The organism is Paenarthrobacter sp. NPDC089307, from assembly GCF_040685055.1.
GTDB lineage: Bacteria > Actinomycetota > Actinomycetes > Actinomycetales > Micrococcaceae > Arthrobacter.
Map to the genome: position 1 here is coordinate 320,369 of NZ_JBFBHE010000001.1, position 19,426 is coordinate 339,794.

Below are 19,426 nucleotides of genomic sequence, written 5' to 3' on the forward strand. Positions count from 1 at the left end.
TGCGATGAACAAGAGCCGGTGGTTAGTCCGGGTGGAGGGCAAGGGCGGAGGGCCCTCCGCTCCGACTCCAGGATCCGTCAGGGAGTAGGACGTCAGTGGTGCTGACAGGGCAGGCCCCGTGACCGCCGGGAGGCGTTCACGGGGCCTGCTTTTGCGTTGTGGTGGGCTGCAGCTGAAGGGTGGCTTCAGTTATCCCTTAACACCACCGGAGGTCATGCCGGCCACAAACCATCGCTGGAAAGCCAGGAATATTGAGAGAACCGGGATGAAAGCCACGACGATGAATGCAGCGAAGAGTCCCCAGAAGCTACCAAAGCCGGTGGTTATGTAGCGAACGATACCGTTCTGGACGGTCTTCATGTCTTCTGTAGTTGCCAGGACTGTGCCTACGAGGAAGTCGTTCCAGACGAAGACGAAAATGAAGATCGCTACGGCGGCGATCCCGGGGCGGATGAGTGGGAGGATGATTCGCCACAGGATCTGCATCCGGGAGCAGCCATCTATTGCAGCCGCTTCCTCAATCTCGACGGGGATATTCTCAATGAAGTTGCGCAGAAACAGGATGGTTTGGCCGCAAATGATAGCCGTGTAGACGACGATCAGCATCGGATAGGTGTTGATCAAGGCGGTCTTGACGAACATGGAGTACAGCGCGATAAAGACCACTATCGCCGGGACCATGGATAAGACCAGGATTCCGGACATCAGAGCTTCCATGCGGCGGCTTCGGTATCTCGTGGCTACATAGGCTGCCGGGATGCAGATAGCCAGTGCAAGCACGATGGAGCCGCCAGCATAGATGAGGGAGTTCGCAAAGAAGCGGACGTTGGTCGAGGTAAGTAGCCCGACAAAGCCCTCGAAAGAGATGGGGTCCGGTATCCACTTTGGCGGGAACTCAAGTGTGTCGGAGGCGGTTTTCAGTGACGTGGACACGATCCATGCAACGGGCGGCAGCACGACGGCGGCCGAGAGCATGATGTATGCCCAGGCTGGAATGGCGCGAATGGCGGCGCTGGACCTGCGCGAGCGGCGCGGGGTTGTAGTGCTCACAGGCTTTCCTTCCGTCGGAAGCGAATTGCGACGAGAGTCAGGACGATGTTGACGGCAAAAAGCAGGATTGCTGTTGCCGATGCTCCGGAGAGATCGAACTTGTCAAACATCTGGTTGTAGACCCGCATGGACAGCGTCTCCGTGGAACCGATGGGGCCGCCTCTGGTGGTAACCAGGATGATGGTCACCATCTGTACGTAAAGCATGAGCAGAACGACGACGACGGAAACGATGGTGTTGCGCAGGTAGGGGAGCGTGATGTTCACAAACCCGTGCCAGACGCCGCCGCCGTCCACTTTGAGGCTTTCGCGGAGTTCCTCCGGAATTGTCTGGAGGGCGCCCAGGAAGAGGAGCATGGCTTGAGGGTAGGACCACCACGCCGTCATCAGTGTTACTGCCACAAGGGCGCTGGTAGGGGACGAGAACACATCAGTGGGACCGAACCCGAGGGACTTGGTGATAGCGGAGGCTGGCCCGTAGTTTGGGTTAAGGAACCAGAGCCAGATTGTTCCCGCTGTGGCCTGTGACATGAGCCAAGGCAGCAGGAATAAGCTGCGGACCGTACGTTTGAAGCGATGGAGGTTGTTCAGCACTATCGCAGATAACAGCCCCGCCGGTAGTGCAATAACCAGAGCGCCAAGGGAGAACACCAAGGTCGTCCAGATTCGGCTTGGAAGGTCTGAGTCCGAAAACAGCCGGACAAAAGAATTGAGACCTGAGAACTTGCCTATTTGGTAGTAAGTCGTCTCGTGGAGGGCTGTCCATGCTGTGTAGATGAGCGGTCCCACAAAGACGAACAAGAAGACGACGCTCACGGGAACTACGTAGAGCCACACCATCCGGTCCTTACGGACCCGGCGAATGGCTTGGGAGCCCGATGGTGAAGCAATGGTCCGGCGCGAGGTGCGGATTGGGCTTTTAGTTGACATTTTCGGTCCCTTCCGGGGGAGCCTGACTTCCCAGGCTCCCCGGCGGCTACTTCTTGTTGGCGGCATCCTGCGCGGAACGGATAAAGTCGCTGCCTGACGAACCGTTCAAAGTCAGTTTCTGACCGGCCTGGGAAAGGCCGGTAGCAAGTGCTGTCCACGTGGTGGAATAAGTGCGCGGCTCACTGTTGCTCTTGACGTAGGCGGCTATGTCATTGACGGTTTTAGCTTCCGGCGAGGTGAAGAACGGTTGCTCGTAGGTAGCGGCACGGGTAGGTACCTCCCCTCCCGTTGCCATCCGAGCGCCGGCCTCGGGGCCTGTCATGTACTCGATGAACTTCCAGGCGGCCTCGGTGTTCTTGCTGCCGTTGCCTATTCCCAAGGTCCAGCCAATGGTGGTACCGGTGGTATCGCCAGTGCTTGCCTTCGGTAAGGCAGTCCATTTGAGATCCGGATTCTGCTTGCCAAAGGAGACGGCCCGTTCTGTACCCAGAATCGCCATTGCGACGGTACCGCTTGCCATGCCATCCGCAACGGTCCCATATGTATCCGAAACGACGTTGCTGCCCAGAGCTTTCGCGTCCCTGAGTTTGGCGAGGAACTCACCGAACTCGTTGCCCTTGGATGTCGCAAAATCCGCTTGTCCGTCCTTGTTCCAGATATCCTGATCGACCTGCGACATGAAGCAGTTAAAGAAGGTACTGATGATGGCTGAGTTGTCAGTGTCGGAGAAACCGGTTCCGAAACCGGTGAACCCGGCAGCGGCAGCCTTTCGTGCGACGTCGACCACCTGATCGTAAGTAGTGGGAACGGCCGCCCCGATCTGCGACAGGATCTTTTGGTTGTAGTAAAGGGCGCAGGTCCGATACTCATACGGCACGGCGACCTTTTTGCCATCCGGACCGGCCAGAGTGTCGGTTGGGCGCAGCCAATCGGTCACTTTGGAGGCCGCATCGGGCAGCGGAGAATAGACGCCGGCGGATGCCATTTGAGGAACGACGGGCGTGTACATCTTGAAGACATCCGGTGCCTGACCAGCTGCGGCAGCCTGCGGCAGCCTGTTCAACATATCCCCGAGGGAAACGACGGAGAGGTTGATTTTGATGTCCGGGTTTGCCTCCTCGAATTTCGCAATGTTCTCCTTCAGGGCGCTCGAGCGAGGATTGGCCTGACTGGGATCGAGGAAGTCCCAGTAGTTCAGCGTCACGGGCCCTTTGGGTTCAGACGCTGAGGGTGAGCAGCCACTGAGGGCCAGGCTGGCTACGACGGCTGTTGCGAGCGCCAAGCCCCATCGCTTTTTGATCATGAATTTCTCCTGTGAACGGGTGTGCGGAAGCGGAACCATGCCGTGCTCAACCGACGCGTGCCAATGAGGGACGCCCGACGCTCTGGAGAAGTTGATGCGGTCATCGATTCTCTCCTTTGAGATCGGTTGCATTTCCGGAAAATAGCAGTGAGATCGGTTGCTGAGATCGGTTGCACTAAATTTAGAGCTGTTAGGTGGCGCTGTCAAGGAAAGATTTGATGTGTGCTCCGATGGGGCAGGGCAAGCGCGTCCCGGTGAATTGTCGGTACGTAGTATTTACACCCCTAATCACAGCGGGTGACATTATTCAGGGCGGCTCTCCCGATCCGCAACCCGGTTTCGGCAGTTCGAAGGCTGAGTCTCAGCAGTAGACCACCGTGCCTGAAGACGAGCAGGCGCGGCGGTGGAATAGCCTGATCAACTTCCATTGCGAGGACAGCTCAGGGACAGTTATTCTTCGAGTGTGGAACTGACCGTGACAGCGGTGCGTGACGGAAACCTGGAAATCCATCCCCACCACGGAGATGGCGGGCTTCGGCGCTTAGGGCTTGATTTAAGTGCATTAGCCCAGCGAAGAGATGCCAGGTGAAGTCGATGCCCTCGTACATTGCCGTCTTCCACCTGGGCGCTTCTCGCGAGGTATCCATGTCAGCCCAGTTAGGTCTTTCCCATCCGCCGACGTGCCCGGCCCGGCGTTTCGGGCGGCAGAATTGCCGCCGTCAGGGGTTTACCCGTGCCGCTTACCGAACGCATGGTCTCCGCCCGATGGGTGATGCGTTTCCCTGCAGAATCCTGAGGAGATCACCCTGTTCGTAAGAGTCCATGAGCAGGCGGCTGAAGCGGTCGACGTCGCCTGCGAGACCTGACTGCACACGTCAGTGGACGCGAGCGCTGTCTAGCGGAAAACCGTTTGACAGCGCAGTGGAGCCTCCTTGAGCGGTCGTTAGGACCAACCATGCAACGCATATTTTCGTCACGGCCCCTCGTGCTGCTTGCGGGCTTATCCCTTGCAGTCGCCGTATCCATCGTGAGCGGGCTCCCGTCGCCCGCGCCCGCGGCAGCTGCCGTACCTCTGGCTACGGACCGGATTGTCAGCACGCACCAGAGCACCCCATCGACACGAATAGTCTCGCCCGCCTTTACGACAAGCCAGACGAATGAACTCCTAATTGCCTTCGTCATGTCGGACGGGCCTCAAGCCCCCGGGGAGACCTTCTCCTCGGTCGTCGGTGGCGGCCTCTCGTGGAGGTTGCGCCAGCGAACCAACGCCCGACCGGGCACCGCGGAGATTTGGCAGGCTGTCGCGCCGACCCTTCTGACAAACGTCACCGTTACAGCCACCAACTCGGGCTCCTACCAGTCGTCGATGACTGTTGTCACCTTCGTCGGCGCGGATTTAGCCACTGACGGCGCCGTTGGAACAGGAAACGCAGCCTCGGGGGCGCCCAACGCTTCCCTGACCACAACGCGGGCAGGCTCCTGGGTGTGGGGGGCGGGAAATGACTGGGACAAAGCCGTCGCCCGTACGGTCGGCGCCGGACAGACAAAGGTCGATGAGTACCTCTCAAGCCAAGGCGACACGTTCTGGGTCCAGCGCCAAAGCGCGATAACGACGGCGGCACCTCCTACCGTGGTGGCGATCAATGACACAGCACCCACAACGGACAAGTGGAACCTGTCCGTCATAGAAATTCTTCCGGCCTCGACGGCAACAGGTGACACCACCGCGCCCGTGATCTCTTCCATATCTGCCGGCACGCCCAGTTCCAGCGGAACAACCATCACTTGGACCACCGACGAAGCTTCGAACTCGCAAGTGGAATACGGCACAACCACGGCATACGGCCAGAGCACGGCTCAGAATTCCACGTTGCAGACCACGCATTCGCAGGCGTTGTCCGGGCTCTCGGCCAGCACCCTCTACCACTACAGGGTGAAATCCGTCGACGCGGCAGGAAATCTTGCCGTCTCGGGCGACGCGACTTTCACCACTGCGGCCGGGTCCAGTACGGACCCGTCAGTGGTCGGCTCGTGGGGCCCTGTCGTCGCTTGGCCGGAGGTGTCCATCCACGCGGCACTGACACCCACCGGCAAGGTTCTCACATGGCAGGGTGACTTCTCCCAAGGGGGCCAGCAGTACTTGCTCGATCCCGCAACAGGCAGCTACATCCAAGTACCGAGCGCAGCCGCCGATCTTTTCTGCGCAGGGCAAGCGGTCCTTTCCGATGGCCGTATTCTCGTCGTCGGAGGAACCTCGACAAAAGGTGGACTGGGTATCCGCGATGTGACGGCATTCGACCCTGTCACGGAAACCTGGCAAACCCTGGCGCCCATGAACCACCCACGGTGGTATCCAACAGCGACGACGTTGGCCGACGGACGGGTCCTGGTGACCTCGGGTTCGAACGCCAGCTTGACGGACCTCGTGACCATCCCGGAAGTCTATTCACCCACCACGAACTCGTGGACCGACCTGACAGGCGCGGACCGCAGCATCCCGTACTACCCCTTCATGTATCAACTGCCCGACGGACGCATCCTCCAGGCAGGGGCGTCCGAACAAGCCACCTCGACCCTGGCCCTCAATGTGTCCACGCAGCAATGGACCACGGTGGACTCCCGCGTCCTGGACGGCGGCTCGATTGCGAACTACGCGCCGGGCAAATTCATCAAGGCCGGATCGGCCTCGGACGGGGGCTTCACGGGGCAGTCCACCAATACGGCCTACATCCTGGACATGAACGCGCCAAGCCCCGCGTGGCAAGCCACGGCCCCCATGACGTTTCCCCGTAGCTTCGTGAACCTGACGAACCTGCCCAATGGCTCAGTCCTTGCCACCGGAGGCGGAACGGACAGGTCGGGTCAGGATGTCACCAAAGCCGTGATGCAGGCCGAGGTCTGGCAACCGGCGGCAGGAACGTGGAGCACCATGGCGCCGATGTCGGTTCCCCGCCTCTACCATTCGGTTGCCGTCTTGCTCCCGGACGGTCGGGTCTTCGTATCCGGCAGCGGCGGGGACGACGGGGTTACGGACCAGAGAAGCTACCAGATCTACTCTCCGCCGTACCTCTTCAAGGGCCCACGGCCAACCATCTCCAGCGTACCGGGCAGCGTCCAGTACGGTTCGACCGCGTTCATCGGAACACCGGACGCGGCCCGGATCCAATCGGTGTCCCTGATCAAGTCAGGATCCGTGACCCATGCCTTCGATGAGAACGCGAGGGCCCTGAACTTGAACTTTTCGCAAGCCTCTGGCGGTCTGAACGTCCAAATGCCTGACAGCGGCAACTACGCCCCTCCTGGGTATTACCTGCTCTCCATCGTTGACGGCAATGGTGTTCCGTCCACAGCCGGCATGGTCCGGTTGCCGGCGCCGGGCCAGGACACCACCCCTCCAACGGCGCCGGCGGGCCTGACTGCCTCTGCCTCTGCCGGGCAGATCGCCCTGACGTGGACGGCCAGTACGGACAACGTGGGTGTCGTCTCGTACCGGGTTTCGCGCGACGGAACCGTGATCGGGACTTCGCCGTCGACCAGTTACACCGACAGTTCGGTGGTCGCCGGGACGACGTACACCTACACAGTCGCGGCCCTGGACGCAGCAGGCAATGTCAGCCCGCCGTCGAACACTGCCACGGCGCAAGCCGTTGCAGCACCTCCCGGCGTCACGATCGACAAGATCGTCTCGGTCCACCAAGGCACCAGCACGACGACGATCAGCGCCCCGGGTGTAACAACCACCGGCTCCAACGAACTCGTGGTTGCCTTCATCAGTTCGGACGGACCAAGCTCCGCGAATTCAGGCCGGATAGCCAGCGTTGCCGGTGCAGGACTGACCTGGACGCTGCGACAAAGAACGAACACTCAACCGGGCACCGCCGAGATCTGGCAAGCCGTCGCGCCTGGCCCGATTTCGAATGCGACTATCACCGCCACACAGGCCTCGGGCAGTTGGCAGGCCGCCATGACCGTCGTCGCCTTCCGTGGGGCAGACACCACACCCGGATCAACACTGGGTGCGAACGCCTCCTCGGGCGCACCAACGGCCACCCTCACCACCACCAGGGCCGGATCCTGGGTCTGGGGCGTCGGTACGGACTGGTCCAACCCGATTTCCCACACGCCAGGGGCGAACCAGACACTCGTTGACCAGTTCCTGGCGCCAGCGGGAGACACGTATTGGGTCCAACGACAGAACGCCGCCACACCGACAAACGGCGCGCCCGTGACCATCAACGACACATCCCCAACAACCGACCGGTGGAACCTCGCGATCATTGAAATTCTCGCCGCACCCTAGCCTTTGGGCCCGACACGAGCCTCAGCAACCCGCTTGCGGTGGCTGGGTTTGTTGGGCGACCGGCGCGTCTGAGCGCCGGGGCCGGGCCGAGGCAGGGATCAAAGGGTGGTGTTGAGGTGTATTCGCTTTGTTGAACCACCACTAACGGGAGGTGCTGTTGCCTTCGACGTCGTGCAGGTGGTGAACGCCGTCGTGCAGGAAGTACTGTGCGAACGTCACCATGGTGAAAGCAGCTCCGTTACTACGCGTGCCGGTGCGATCCCACTGGGAGCGCCCCACGGCGGCGAAAGCATCGGCGATCTTGTTCCCTGCGGTTACAAGTTCCCGCGAAACCTGCGCGGGGTCCTGGTTCGCGTAGTCTCCTTCGATGGCCGCCTGGTCCTGGTCCCAGTCAGCGAATTGGGCGTCATCCTCGGCAAGCATCAGCTTCAAGCGCTCGTTGAAGATTCCGTAAACGTCCCGTACGTGGCATCCGTACTCCAGTGCAGACCAGGTGCGCTCATCCGGTCGGACAGCTGCGTCTTTTTGTTCCAACACTGTCTGCCAGCGTGGCAGCATCTGTCGCACAAGCCCGGGTACGGTGGAGGGATCATTCGAAGCCGCGTCAAAGCGGCATTCGGGGCATGGCCTGGAGAGTACCCAGGTCCAGTCTTTCTGGTCCGGCACGATTGTCATGCGAGCGCTCCTCTTTACCTTTAGGTGTTGTCGAGTTTCGCCAGGAGAGATGCAAGTTTCCGGCGTTCGGTGGTAGATAGGTTTACCAGCAGCTCGTGCTCTTTTTGAACGTGGGCTGACAGGGCATTGTCGATGGCTTCCAGGCCCTGTTTTGTGAGTTGTACCTGCTTACCCCGCCCGTCCATCGCGCTGGGAGTGCGGGTAACCAACCCGGCGTCTTCCAGTTTGTTCAGCCGTTGTGCGGTGGCGCTGGAGGTGACCATCGAGCTGCCCGTCAACTCCTTTGGGCTTAGCACGAAGGGGTCGCCTGCTCGACGCAGTGTGGCCAGGACATCAAAGCTTGCGGTGTCCAGCCCGTGCTCGGCGAATGTGCGGGACAGTCGTTCCTCGAAGCTCTTTGCAACCCGCGCCATCCGCCCGATAACCGCCATGGGTGAGACGTCGAGGTCGGGTCTTTCCCTGTTCCACTGCTCAAGGATTACTTCCACCGGATCAGTCATGGCAGCAAGAGTAGCAAGTTGCTAAGTACTAAGCTAATGCACTAAGTACTTAGCAGTATCACCCGCAGGGGGAGTGCATGACGCCCCAGTACCTGGCAGATGATCGTTAGGCGGTTGATGGCGCACTCCATGTCCGGCATCGCCGATCCCCGCGAAAGTGAGATAACACTGCTCATATGGCGCGGACATGGTGTGAGAGCCGACTTCGGACGGTAGGGTCGAACGATGATTGGGAGCGCCGATGAAGTAGTGGTTAACTGTCAACACCCGGCGTCGCTGGCGGCTTTCTGGGCTTCGATCCTGGGCGGCGAACCTGTACACCAGAGTGCAGCATGGTCATTTATAGATCCGCCGGGATGGACCCGGTTAGCCTTCCAGAGGGTCCCGGAGACCAAGCAGGGGAAGAACCGCCTGCACATTGACGTATGCGTGGACGATGTACCGACAGCCACAACGGCCGCTGAGGCGCTCGGAGCTGTCAGGATTGGCGCAATCCACAGTGATGCTGTGGGCACTTTCCAAGTCCTCCTGGATCCGGAAGGCAACGAATGGTGCGTCGTGCGTTCAGCCCAAGCGGACAGCAGCGGTTAAGGCGGCATGGGCTCGCGTGCCAGGGTCTTGGCGCGTCTCTACCTCAATCACGTCGAAACCAGCTTCACTGAGAAAGTGCGTCATCTGCTCTACCGACCAGTAGTAGGCCGTTGTAACAGCGTGCGGGAAAGGCATGCCAGGCGAACCCTCGAAGAATCCAGCCAGTAGTTGTCCGCCGGGGGCGAGGGCACGAGCAATCTCCCGTAGCGCCAACAACAATTGTTCTGGCGGCAGGTGAATCAGGGAGTACCACGCCAGCACACCTTTCACTGATCCATCTGCTGCGTCCAAGTTGAGGAAGGACCCCAAGCGAAAAGGGACGTCGGGGAAGCGCATGCGTGCGTTTTCGATAAATTCAGGAACGAGGTCGAGCCCTTCAACATTCACCGGCAGTCTCCTCCGGTTTTACCGTCACGTAGGGTCCGGAGTTTGTGAGCCCAGCGCGTTATGGAACTGACTGAGCATTTCCTGGCGGTAGCCCTCGATGTCACCATCCAGAGCAAGCTCAGCCAGCTTTTCGTGCTCAACGGCTATTTGATGGAGGTCGGTGTAAGTCGGGTGATCGGCTGCGAAGTAAAGACGAAGCTTGTTCTCCCAACCATTCCAGAGATTGCGCAGTGCCGCATTTCCGGAGTATTCGTAGAAGAGCCGGTGGAATCGCAGATGGGCATCAATGCTGGCAGGAATATCGCTCGTATCCGTGGCGTGGTGGAGTTCCTCAAGGGTCTGCTTGAGTCGAAGGCTCTCCGCATCCCGCAATGTCGGCGCAGCGAGTTCGGCAGCATAGGGTTCCACAAGCATGCGGATCGATGCGATCTCAGCGATATCCCGAGCGCTGACTTCCACAACGAATGATCCCCGGAAGGGGACCTTGACCACCAGGCCTTCTTCTTCAAGCTTTGTCAGCGCCTCACGCAGAGGCGAGCGACTGATGCCGAGGTCCGTTGCAATGTGCGTTTCGCGCAGTTGCTCTCCGGGCGCGACGGTTCCGTCCAATATCGCGGTTCTGAGCACGCGGTAGACGCCGTCCGGTGTGGTCGTGCGCTGTTCCTGCCACTCAAACTTGCGATCCACCGGGGGCCTCCTTGTCGATTGTCGATTATACAGCGCCCAAAGCTTGCCCATCTCGGACCGCACCGCGCCATTCGCCGTCGACGATCAACGTGGGGGGAGGAGCCGGGGACACGCAGAGTGGTCGTGTAACGCTTCAGATGGTGGTGGGGAGCGCGGAAGTTGCAACGCTGTATTGGAATCAGGCGGTCCTGAACCGTTGCGGGCGCACGAAGTCCAGCCCTCCGATTGGCTTGTAGCCGAGCGCTTCATGCGCGGCGATGTAGCCATATCCGGTGGCGTTCTTGAAGCCGCCTCCCGAGAAGCCTGTGGCGAAATAGATGCGGCTTGATTCGCCAAGCCGCCCCAACAACGGGTTGCGGTCCTTGGTGTAGAGGTCCGGAAATGCGTCTGAGCGAACAATTGTTGGAATCAGGTCCGGGATGAAGTCCGAGACCGTTTTCAACGTTTCGGCGATTTCCGTTTCAGAGAGATCCCTGGGGAAAGCGTCGGGATCAGCGGCGGCTTTTCCCCGCCCGTCCAAGGTGGCTTTGACTGTAACCCCATCGACGGCGGGCGCCCCATATATTGCGCTGTCCTCATACATTCGACTAAAGACGGGGAATTTTTCCGGCGAAAAGCGGGATGCATCGCGGGCAACGAACCACGATAGGAAGACCCTGCGTGTTTCCGTGTGCGCCCGAAGATTGTCAGGCATGAATCGCCGGGACCAGCCCCCAGAGGCGACGATGATATTTTCGAAGGTCCAGGACTTGTCGCCCGAGGTGATGACAACGCCGTCGTGGGTTTCAGTGATGCTGTCGATCGGGGTGTTGATGTACACGGCTGCTCCGTTGGCTTCCGCTGCGCCAACAGCCGCAGTGACAGCCCGGTCTGTGCGCAGGACCCCCGCATGTGGGTCATAGACCGCGATGTCGTCTGCGCGCAGCTTGTGCTGCGGATAACGTTCGACGAGATCTTCACGGCTGAGGATCTCGTGGGCGGCCCCGTTGAGCTGAGCGGTGTGCAAGAGCCTGCTGATGTAGGACCCGCCTGCGGTGCCTATGGACAGTCCGCCGCACCGTGTAAGGATGTCCTGTCCGGTATCTGCTTCCAGTTCAGCCCACAGATCATGTGAGCGTTCCAAAATGGGGTAGAGGTCGGGGGTGCCAAGGTAGATCATGCGGAACAGGCGGGTGTCACCGCCCGTGGCGCTCCTCCCATGCGCAGGGGAGTGCGCCTCGAATCCGGAGACGGCGCCGGTCAGGCGGGATGCCTGCCACAAGGCCATGCTGCCAACACTACCTAGTCCAATGACTGCGAGTCTTCCATCCATGCTCTGTTCACCCCTTGGTGGATTGCTGCTTCGGTGATTGCTGATTTGCCGCCTGGAGTCTAGTGATGCTTTTCATGATGCTTCCCTTCAAAGAAGTCAGGTGAAAACACGGGTAGTTGTGCTATTCGTGGAGGCCGGCCAGCCTGCTGCCGAGTTTGGCCAGGAGCGACGTCTTGTCGGAATCCCGGCGCTCCTCCCATTGGTCAGCCAGGCCGAAGAGACGGTACATGCCATGGACACCCAGCCAGCGGATAGGCTCCGGTTCCCACTTGCGTGCGCGGTATCCCACCCAGGGAAGTGTGGTCCGTTCGGTCTTGTATTCGAAGGCCAACTCCGCGAGGGTCCGGCCACCGACATAGGCTGCCGTGACGCCGTGTCCCGCGTAGCCCGTTGAAGACCCGATCCCCGACGACCGATCCCATTGGACACCGCCGTTCCAGTCGCGGGTCACGCCCAGAACTCCTGACCAGGCATGCTCCGCCTCGAAGGGGATGCCGGGGAAGAATGTCCTGAGCTTTTGCAGGATCAGATCTACGGTGGACTGGGCCGTTGAGCCAGTTCCTCCGGTGCCTGAGCCGTAGCGGTAGGGAACGCCCCGTCCGCCCATGGTGATTCGTCCATCCGCTGTGCGCTGCGAGTAGATGAAGGTGTGCGCTGAGTCGCTGAGGCACTGGAGGCCGTTCCAGCCGATTTGTTGCCAGGCTTCGTCTGACAGCGGCTTGGTCACGATCATGGAGGAATTGATCGGTATCAGGGTTCTGGTGCCAAGCAACGGGCCCGAGTAGCCTTCCGTGCAGATGAATGTCTTGGCAGCATTGACTCGTCCGTCGGCGAAGGTGAGGGTGTTTCGCCCAACGCTGTTGACACGACTGTTTTCGTGGATGCTGACCCCCATGGACGTGAGGGTACCGGCGAGGCCGTAGACCAGTTTCGCGGGGTGGAATCTCGCGCAATGCTTGTAATAGAGCCCGCCATGGACGGTGGAGATGTTGATCCGGCTCTGAAAATCATCCCGATCGAGCATTTGGATTTCGTCTTCGGTCAGTCCGTATTTCAGGTCTGCCGCGCGTCTGGCCATCAGACGGCCATGGCCGGCCTTGGTGTGGGCGGCCACCAGGGCTCCGCCCTTGTGTTGGTCTGCGTCAATGCCCTCAGCATGGAGGATTTCCAGGACGGAATCGACGCCGGCCACAAACTCCTGCTGCAAGGCCCTGCTCGCTGCTGCCCCGTCTCCGGAGGCGCGTGCGAAGGTGGCACGGTTTCCGGGGGCCATTGCTGAAAGCCAGCCGCCGTTTCGTCCGGAAGCGCCGTAACCTATCTGTTCTGCCTCAAATACAGCCACCTTGAGTGAGGGTTCGAGTTTTTTGGCGAAGTACGCGGCCCATAGCCCCGTGTAGCCGCCGCCCACAATGGCGAGGTCCACAGAGTCCTGTCCGGCGAAGCGGGGGTAGGTAGGCTTTTTGTCCGCGAGTCCGGCCATCCAGAAGCCGAGGTCTCCGTTTCGGGGCGTTGTTGCAAGGGCATTCATCGTTGTCCTACTTTGTGTGGAGCCGTTGGAAAGGGAGCTGTTGGGTTAGAACGCTGTGTATCCACCGTCAACGGGCAGAACAGTGCCGGTGATGTACGAGGATTCAGCTGACGCCATAAAGAGGATGGCGTCAGCGATCTCTTCGGGGGTGGCGAGGCGTTGGAGCGGGATCTGGCCTTCGCGTTCCCGGCGGTAGGCCTGGGGGTCGTCGCGACGTTGGAACGAGGCCTCGATGACCGGGGTCATAGTCAACCCCGGAGCGACGACGTTGACGCGGATATTCCGTGAGGCCCATTCGATGGCGGCTCCTTTGGCGAGCATGATGAGGCCTCCCTTGGCTGCCGAGTACAGGACTTCGTCGGGCTTGCCCACCATGCCGAGCCGTGAGCCGACCAAGACGAACGATCCTCCGGTTGCCGGGATCAAGGGCGCGAAGTGCTTCATCATCAGGAACGAGCTGAGCAGGTTGCTGTGGAGCACGCTCTTCGCGTCCTCGTAGCTCATTTCCGTCAAGGGACCGCTGACCTGCAGTCCGTGGTTAAGGACGACCACATCCACAGTGCCGAACGACCCCGCCGCGTTGCGGGCCAGGCTTTGGACGAACGCTTCGTCGTTGAGGTCGCCGGGGATGTACAGGTCCTCGGTCTGGGCGCTGTCGAGTTGGTCCCTGCGGCCGGTAAGAAGCAAGCGGGCGCCTTCGCGGCGGAAATGTGAACTCACTGCCTCTCCGATTCCGCTGCTGGCTCCGGTTACCACAGCGGTGGTCCTATCAAGTCTCATGTCGCTCTCTCCGTTGTGATGTAGATGTGCTGGTGATGGATCAGTTGAGGAATCCACGGGCATCCACTTTCCAGCGCTCCAAAGAGGTGCCCGCGCTGTCGGTGACGATCAGCTCTTCAAAGTTGATGACTACCGGGCAGACGTGATTGGGCACGATCGGAAGTACGGCGCCGACGCCTGGGCTGAAATCGCAGGCGGGCAGCGGCAGGAAGCCGTGGTACTCGTTCAACTTGGACAGGATCGCCTGAGTGCCAGCGACCGAACCGTAGCCCGTTTCCGGGCTGCCTTCCCGGCTCAGTGCTTTGGTGCCGACGTCGAGGATGACCTGATCGGGAACCCAATCGCTGACTACGGTGCCGGCGAGGAACAGTGCGATCTGGTCTTCGGTGCAGGAACCAAGCCTGGAGTTGTTGAGGTCGTTGAAGACGTACTCGCCTGGCCGGATCTCTGTGATGATGCTGCTGGTTGCGTATTCGATGGTTGGTGTGGATCCTGCGCTGACTACATCAGCACTCATGCCTACCGAAGAAAAGCTGCGCACGGCGGCGATGAGCGCGGCTTCCTGGTCCATCGCGGCACGTTTGCGCGCTTCCTGGCTGGAGCTGCCGTGGCCCGGATACGTGAAGACGCCGACCGGGGCAAGCCCTCTCCTGCGGGCGGCACGTGCGAGGTCGCCTGCAGCCTCGGGAGGTGCCCCCGAACGACGGGCACCGCAGTCGACCTCGATCACTACCTCCAGCCGTTCCGCTTCAGAGCCCATCGCATCAGCGAGGGCATCGATTGCCGCAAAATTGTCGACGCCGGTCCGTAGCCGCGTGTTGACAGCAAGCTTTCGGATCCGCACGCCTTTGGTCCCCGAAGGCCAGATCGGGTAGGCAATGAAGATGTCGTCGAAGCCGGCTGCAGCAAACACCTCCGCCTCACCCACATTGCCCGCGGTGATTCCAGCCGCGCCGGCCTTTACCTGGCGCCGGCCAATTTCGATGCACTTGTGTGTCTTGATGTGTGGCCTGACGCTAAGGTTCCGCCCGGTGGCGAAGGCCTGCATGCGATCGATATTGTCCTGCAGCACATCGACCAACACGATCGGCACCGGAGTATCAATTCGATCGAGCAAGCTGTCCAGTGCCTGTTGAAGCCTGTTCACGCTGTTCTCCTCATGGATCATGTGATTGGGGGAGGAGGCCTTAAGGGTGCTCCCTCGTTGCTTGTGGACGGGGACTTCGTTCCACCGGTCCAGGACCAGGCCACTACTCCCAGTTCCTATACGGCCGTACAGACCATCTGGATTTCCACAGGGCTATTGAGCGGTAGGCCGGCGACGCCAATGGCGGTCCGTGCATGCCGACCGTTCTCACCCAACACCTCAAGGAGCAATTCGCTGGCGGCGTTGGCGACGCGCGACTGCTGGCCAAAGTCCGGGGCACTGGCCACGAAGACCAGCATTTGAATTATCCGAACCCGGTCCAGATCTCCCACTGCCTGCACAGCGGCCGCCAGACAATTAAGCCCCGAATGCCTTGCCAGATTCCGGGCTGTTTCCAGATCCACATCGCGACCGACAACCCCTTGTCCCAGCAGCACGCCATCCTTGAATGGCAGCTGCCCTGAGATATGGATGCTCGAACCCACGGCGCGGTGATCTACGTAGTAGGGGTTCTCGGCAAGGCTGGGAAGCTCCAGTCCCAGAGCGTGGAGTCGATCCGAAGCCGAGGCGGCCTTAATGGTGCCCATCTGTACCACGGTGCCTCAGGAGCCTTCGGGACGCGGCAAGCCGAAGAGCCCAGGGAGATCGGCGATGTCCGTGATGCGTTCGTAGCCGAGCCACTTTTCGTCGTGCTCGAAGCCTCGGTCAACGTACACCTTATTCTTAATGCCCAGGGTCGCGGCAGGTCGCAGGTCATACATCGGGCTCGCGGAAACGTGCACGATCTCGTCCGGCGTCACTCCAAGCTTGTCGAACATGTACTCAAATGCACCGACCCGTGGCTTGTACATTCCCATCTGCTCGGCGCTGATGACTGCTTCGAACGGTGCCTTGAGATTTTCGGATAGGCGAGTGGCATGCGCCGTGTCGCTGTTGGTGATGATGACCAGCGGCACAGCCGCAGCCAGGCGGTTCAGCGCCTCTGTGACACCCGGGTAGGGACCCCACGTAGGGATGGTCTCGTACACGGCGCGAGCGTCTGCCGGGTCGTACTCCATGCCAAGCCTGCGCGACGCGCGTTCCATGGAATTGGCGATGATCTGGTGGAACGGCATGTAGTTACCCAAGCATTCATCAAAGCGGTAGGCCTTGCATGCCTGCAGGTACTCCTCGGCGATCTCGGCCGGGAGCCTATCGCCCAAGACCTCACGGAGCGCGTCGTTGATGCTGAACTTGATCAGCGTTCCGTTCATGTCGAATGTAGCGAACTTCGGTGTGGTTGCGAATGCCATTTTTCCTCCGGTCAGGTTTGTCGATTGTCGACGACGATGATCAAAGCGTTCGTCGATTGTCGACAATACGCCGGGTTAGCTGGGTTGTCAATGATTGTTGGAGAGCGTTCGCCGGGTCGCCGGTCTGGCTATTTCCCGGGCCCACTCGAAATTATTCAAAGCACCCTTTCGTAGATTGTTGACAATTGCTACGCTGGTCTCATGTCTTCCTGTCATCCCCACTCCACCATCTAAGCGAAGGAAATCTCCATGAAGAAGCGACGCCCTGCTGCCTCGGCCCTGGACCACTTTGAGACGGCCAGCACCGGCCACCACTGCCCAAAAACCGGATGGTGGTCGCTACGTTGGCATGAAGAAGCCGCGACATTCATTACCGAGGGCCAGATCATGCCTGCGGTCGACGGTGTTCCAACCGTGTGGGTTCTGCGAAAAGCGGCGCACGGCGGCCAGCCAGGGACAGTTTCCCTTGTTGGGGCGTAATCCTGGCACAGCAGGCCGACCCGTTCGCTCGAAGAGTAGCGCGCTCCCGGCGCCCACTGATGCCGGCATCGGCCTAGTCCTTCCAGCGCTGCCCTGCCTGTTCCACGAGCTCGGTCAGCCACGGTCGGTGTCCTTGATGGAACACCATCCCCTCCGGCAGTCCCTGCACTTTGGGGACCGAATCGGCAATATCGATGGTTACCCTGCCGCCGGCCATGGGCGCGTTGGTGATATGCAGATCGCCGTAGGAGGCGGGTAGCTGCGGATCCATCCAGAAGCCGCCATTGGACACGTGGGCGTCGTACCTCATCAGGCTCGTAATCAATTGGATGGGTGAAGTCGCTGCCCAGGCCTGCGGTGAGCATGCTGTGGGGTAGGGCACGGGTTCGCTGTAGTCCTCCCGGCTGAATCCGCAGAACAACTCGGGGAGGCGGCCCTCGGAGTAGTCGGCCGCATCGAGCAGGGCCGTAGCGATCCGTTGCGCTTCCTCTACGAATCCATAGCGCATAAGCCCCGCCGCAATGACTGCATTGTCGTGCGGCCAGACGGATCCGTTGTGGTAGCTGGCGGGGTTGTAGGCGCCCATGTCGGTTGCCAGCGTGCGGACGCCCCACCCACTGAACATCTCGGGCGACATCAGCCGCTCTGCCACGGCAGGCGCCTTATCTTCGTCCACCAAGCCGACCCACAGGCAGTGACCCATGTTGGAGGCGCACGCGTCCACCTGCCGCTTGTTGCCGTCCAACGCGATCGCGTAGTAGCCGCGGTCCGGCATCCAGAATTGTTCGTTGAAACGTGCCTTCAACTGGGCCGCGCGATCGGCGAGTTCGCGCGCCAAGGGTGCGTCACCGGCGTCGTAAGCCATCCAGGCGCGGGCCATGTACGCGTCATAGACGTACGCCTGGACCTCGCACAGCGCGATGGGAGGCTGGGCGAGCCGACCGTCTGCGAAATTGATCCCGTCCCAAGAGTCTTTCCAACCCTGGTTGATCAGTCCGCGATCGTTAAGACGCTCGTACTCGACGAAACCATCGCCGTCCCTGTCGCCATAGTCCCTGACCCAGTCCAGGGCCCGGTCTGCGTGGGGCAAAAGGGCGGCAATGGTGTCCTTGGCGAAGCCCCATCGGCTCACCGAACCCAGAACCACGACGAACAGGGGAGTGGCATCGACGCTGCCGTAGTAAATTGACTTGCCGCCCAAGGCCAGGCTGCTGGAGACGTCCAACCGGACCTCATGCAGGATCTTGCCCGGTTCTTCTTCAGTCACAGGGTCAACGACCGTTCCCTGGCGCTCGGCCAACGTTTGCAGTGTCCCCAAGGCCAACGAGGGATCCACCGGCATGGCCATTTCCGAGGCCCACAACGAGTCCCGACCAAACAGCGTCATGAACCATGGGGCTCCGGCTGCCACCACCACTCTTTCCGGGTGGGCGGGGTCCTCGATGCGGAGGGCGCCGAGATCGTCATAGCTCCGCCTCAAGGTCCTCTCGATTGAGCGGTTGCCCATCTGCAGGACGGGAATTTTGGCTACCCATTCCTGCCGGCGTTGTTCGTTTCGGGATAGTTTGCCGACGGCGGGACGCGTGTAAGGCGCTGCGGGTGTGGTCCCTTCCACGCCAGGCATCACCCTTATGTCGGTGCTCCACTGTCCGCGGGCCGGGATAACTGCGCGGTACGTGAAACCTTCAGTGCCAGCGTCAGCGAACTCACAGCTTATGACGACTGCCTTGCTGACTTCCTGCCAGTGGGCGCGAATGGTCAGTGTGTCGGCATCGGTCTCGCGGCTTTCTTCCCAGTGCGTTTGTACTCGTGCTTCCTTTACTTCGAATACATCGGCGAAGTCGGAGGCTGCGGCGATTTCGATGAGGCATTCCACCGGCTTCGAGGAGTAATTCCTCATGGTGATGTGCTCGGCCATTCCAAAGCTCAATTCACGTGACCGTTCCACGATGAGTGGCGTATCGGCGTATCCGTCGGACATGGTGATGCGGCCGGCGAAGACTGCCCTGTATGGTTGCGTCGTTTGGGCGGTCAGGGGCTCCACAGGCTGACCGTTCACCGTCAGGCTCCATGCTGAGAGGATGCGCGTGTCCTGGAAGAAAAGCCCATGTGGATGGTCCGGGCTGATGTCGCCGCTGGGCAGCGAAATGCAGAAGGTGGTGCCCTCCACCAGGGTGACCGTCCCGGCACCCAGCGGGCCAGCGGCGGTATCGGCATTCCATCCAGCCATTTCCGGCTCCTTCGGCGGTGCGGCTACGTCCTTCGAGTGACGCTACTCTCGCGGGGCAGGGTGGACCAGACCTTTGAAATCACGTTGGTTTCCAGCTCCGATGAACTGTCCGATCAGTGCATTCCTAACCACAAAAGATGCGGATGGTGGATATTCCGCTTGGAAGCTATCGTCGATTGTTGACAATTGCTAGGATTGACTTAGTGTTCCCCAAGGACGGAGGGCACGTAAACGC

The 19,426-nt window shown here is 60.5% G+C and carries 17 protein-coding genes; 3 read left to right on the top strand and 14 right to left on the bottom strand.

Annotated features, from left to right (window positions below; all coding sequences use genetic code 11):
- Positions 1-189: 189 nt before the first annotated feature.
- From AB0N72_RS01490 to AB0N72_RS01500, 3 genes are read right to left on the bottom strand one after another with little or no spacing between them, the layout of a single operon-like run.
- Entirely contained in the window at positions 190-1,050 is an 861-nt protein-coding gene (locus tag AB0N72_RS01490) for a carbohydrate ABC transporter permease (protein WP_363931513.1), read from the bottom strand.
- The gene (locus tag AB0N72_RS01495) at positions 1,047-1,979 is read right to left on the bottom strand and encodes a sugar ABC transporter permease (protein WP_363931514.1); all 933 of its coding nucleotides are present in this window, start codon (positions 1,977-1,979) and stop codon (positions 1,047-1,049) included. The genes AB0N72_RS01490 and AB0N72_RS01495 overlap by 4 nt, the downstream gene beginning before the upstream one ends.
- Positions 1,980-2,025: 46 nt before the next feature.
- A complete protein-coding gene (locus AB0N72_RS01500) occupies positions 2,026-3,489 on the bottom strand; it encodes an extracellular solute-binding protein (protein WP_364081156.1) in 1,464 nt (487 codons plus the stop codon).
- A 748-nt stretch (positions 3,490-4,237) separates the two neighbouring features.
- Here AB0N72_RS01500 and AB0N72_RS01505 point away from each other — a divergent pair.
- Positions 4,238-7,582, top strand: coding sequence for a galactose oxidase-like domain-containing protein (locus AB0N72_RS01505; protein ID WP_363931516.1), 3,345 nt, complete (start codon positions 4,238-4,240; stop codon positions 7,580-7,582).
- A gap of 141 nt (positions 7,583-7,723) precedes the next feature.
- Here the strand turns inward: AB0N72_RS01505 and AB0N72_RS01510 are convergent, their stop codons facing one another.
- Together AB0N72_RS01510 and AB0N72_RS01515 are read right to left on the bottom strand one after the other, a co-directional pair.
- Positions 7,724-8,257, bottom strand: a complete 534-nt coding sequence (locus AB0N72_RS01510; protein ID WP_363931518.1) for a DinB family protein — start codon at positions 8,255-8,257, stop codon at positions 7,724-7,726.
- Between the two features lie 20 nt (positions 8,258-8,277).
- Positions 8,278-8,757, bottom strand: coding sequence for a MarR family transcriptional regulator (locus tag AB0N72_RS01515; RefSeq protein ID WP_363931519.1), 480 nt, complete (start codon positions 8,755-8,757; stop codon positions 8,278-8,280).
- A gap of 225 nt (positions 8,758-8,982) precedes the next feature.
- Between AB0N72_RS01515 and AB0N72_RS01520 the strand changes: the two genes are divergently transcribed.
- Positions 8,983-9,348 carry a VOC family protein gene (locus AB0N72_RS01520; protein WP_363931520.1) on the top strand — a complete coding sequence of 122 codons (366 nt, stop codon included), beginning with the start codon at positions 8,983-8,985 and terminating at the stop codon, positions 9,346-9,348.
- Here the strand turns inward: AB0N72_RS01520 and AB0N72_RS01525 are convergent.
- The 8 genes from AB0N72_RS01525 to AB0N72_RS01560 all read right to left on the bottom strand — a co-directional run bounded on the left by AB0N72_RS01525 (position 9,322) and on the right by AB0N72_RS01560 (position 16,481).
- Positions 9,322-9,735, bottom strand: coding sequence for a methyltransferase domain-containing protein (locus AB0N72_RS01525; RefSeq protein ID WP_363931521.1), 414 nt, complete (start codon positions 9,733-9,735; stop codon positions 9,322-9,324). The two genes, AB0N72_RS01520 and AB0N72_RS01525, sit on opposite strands and share 27 nt — an antisense overlap.
- Before the next feature lie 24 nt (positions 9,736-9,759).
- Complete coding sequence (locus AB0N72_RS01530) at positions 9,760-10,422, bottom strand: GntR family transcriptional regulator (protein WP_363931523.1); 663 nt, start codon at positions 10,420-10,422, stop codon at positions 9,760-9,762.
- Between the two features lie 178 nt (positions 10,423-10,600).
- The gene (locus AB0N72_RS01535; protein ID WP_363931524.1) at positions 10,601-11,734 is read right to left on the bottom strand and encodes an FAD-dependent oxidoreductase; all 1,134 of its coding nucleotides are present in this window, start codon (positions 11,732-11,734) and stop codon (positions 10,601-10,603) included.
- A gap of 121 nt (positions 11,735-11,855) precedes the next feature.
- Positions 11,856-13,262 carry an FAD-dependent oxidoreductase gene (locus AB0N72_RS01540; RefSeq protein ID WP_363931525.1) on the bottom strand — a complete coding sequence of 469 codons (1,407 nt, stop codon included), beginning with the start codon at positions 13,260-13,262 and terminating at the stop codon, positions 11,856-11,858.
- Positions 13,263-13,307: 45 nt separating this feature from the next.
- Positions 13,308-14,042 carry an SDR family oxidoreductase gene (locus AB0N72_RS01545; protein WP_363931527.1) on the bottom strand — a complete coding sequence of 245 codons (735 nt, stop codon included), beginning with the start codon at positions 14,040-14,042 and terminating at the stop codon, positions 13,308-13,310.
- Positions 14,043-14,082: 40 nt separating this feature from the next.
- Positions 14,083-15,189, bottom strand: coding sequence for an alanine racemase (locus AB0N72_RS01550; RefSeq protein WP_363931529.1), 1,107 nt, complete (start codon positions 15,187-15,189; stop codon positions 14,083-14,085).
- 116 nt (positions 15,190-15,305) lie between these two features.
- The gene (locus tag AB0N72_RS01555; RefSeq protein ID WP_363931530.1) at positions 15,306-15,776 is read right to left on the bottom strand and encodes a RidA family protein; all 471 of its coding nucleotides are present in this window, start codon (positions 15,774-15,776) and stop codon (positions 15,306-15,308) included.
- A gap of 15 nt (positions 15,777-15,791) precedes the next feature.
- On the bottom strand, positions 15,792-16,481 hold the full coding sequence (locus tag AB0N72_RS01560; RefSeq protein ID WP_363931532.1) for a haloacid dehalogenase type II: 690 nt from the start codon (positions 16,479-16,481) through the stop codon (positions 15,792-15,794).
- Positions 16,482-16,730: 249 nt separating this feature from the next.
- On the opposite strand from AB0N72_RS01560, the gene AB0N72_RS01565 reads away from it, so the two are divergent.
- On the top strand, positions 16,731-16,961 hold the full coding sequence (locus AB0N72_RS01565; RefSeq protein WP_363931534.1) for a hypothetical protein: 231 nt from the start codon (positions 16,731-16,733) through the stop codon (positions 16,959-16,961).
- A gap of 73 nt (positions 16,962-17,034) precedes the next feature.
- Here the strand turns inward: AB0N72_RS01565 and AB0N72_RS01570 are convergent, their stop codons facing one another.
- Positions 17,035-19,191, bottom strand: coding sequence for a glycogen debranching N-terminal domain-containing protein (locus tag AB0N72_RS01570; RefSeq protein ID WP_363931535.1), 2,157 nt, complete (start codon positions 19,189-19,191; stop codon positions 17,035-17,037).
- Between the last annotated feature and the right edge of the window lie 235 nt (positions 19,192-19,426).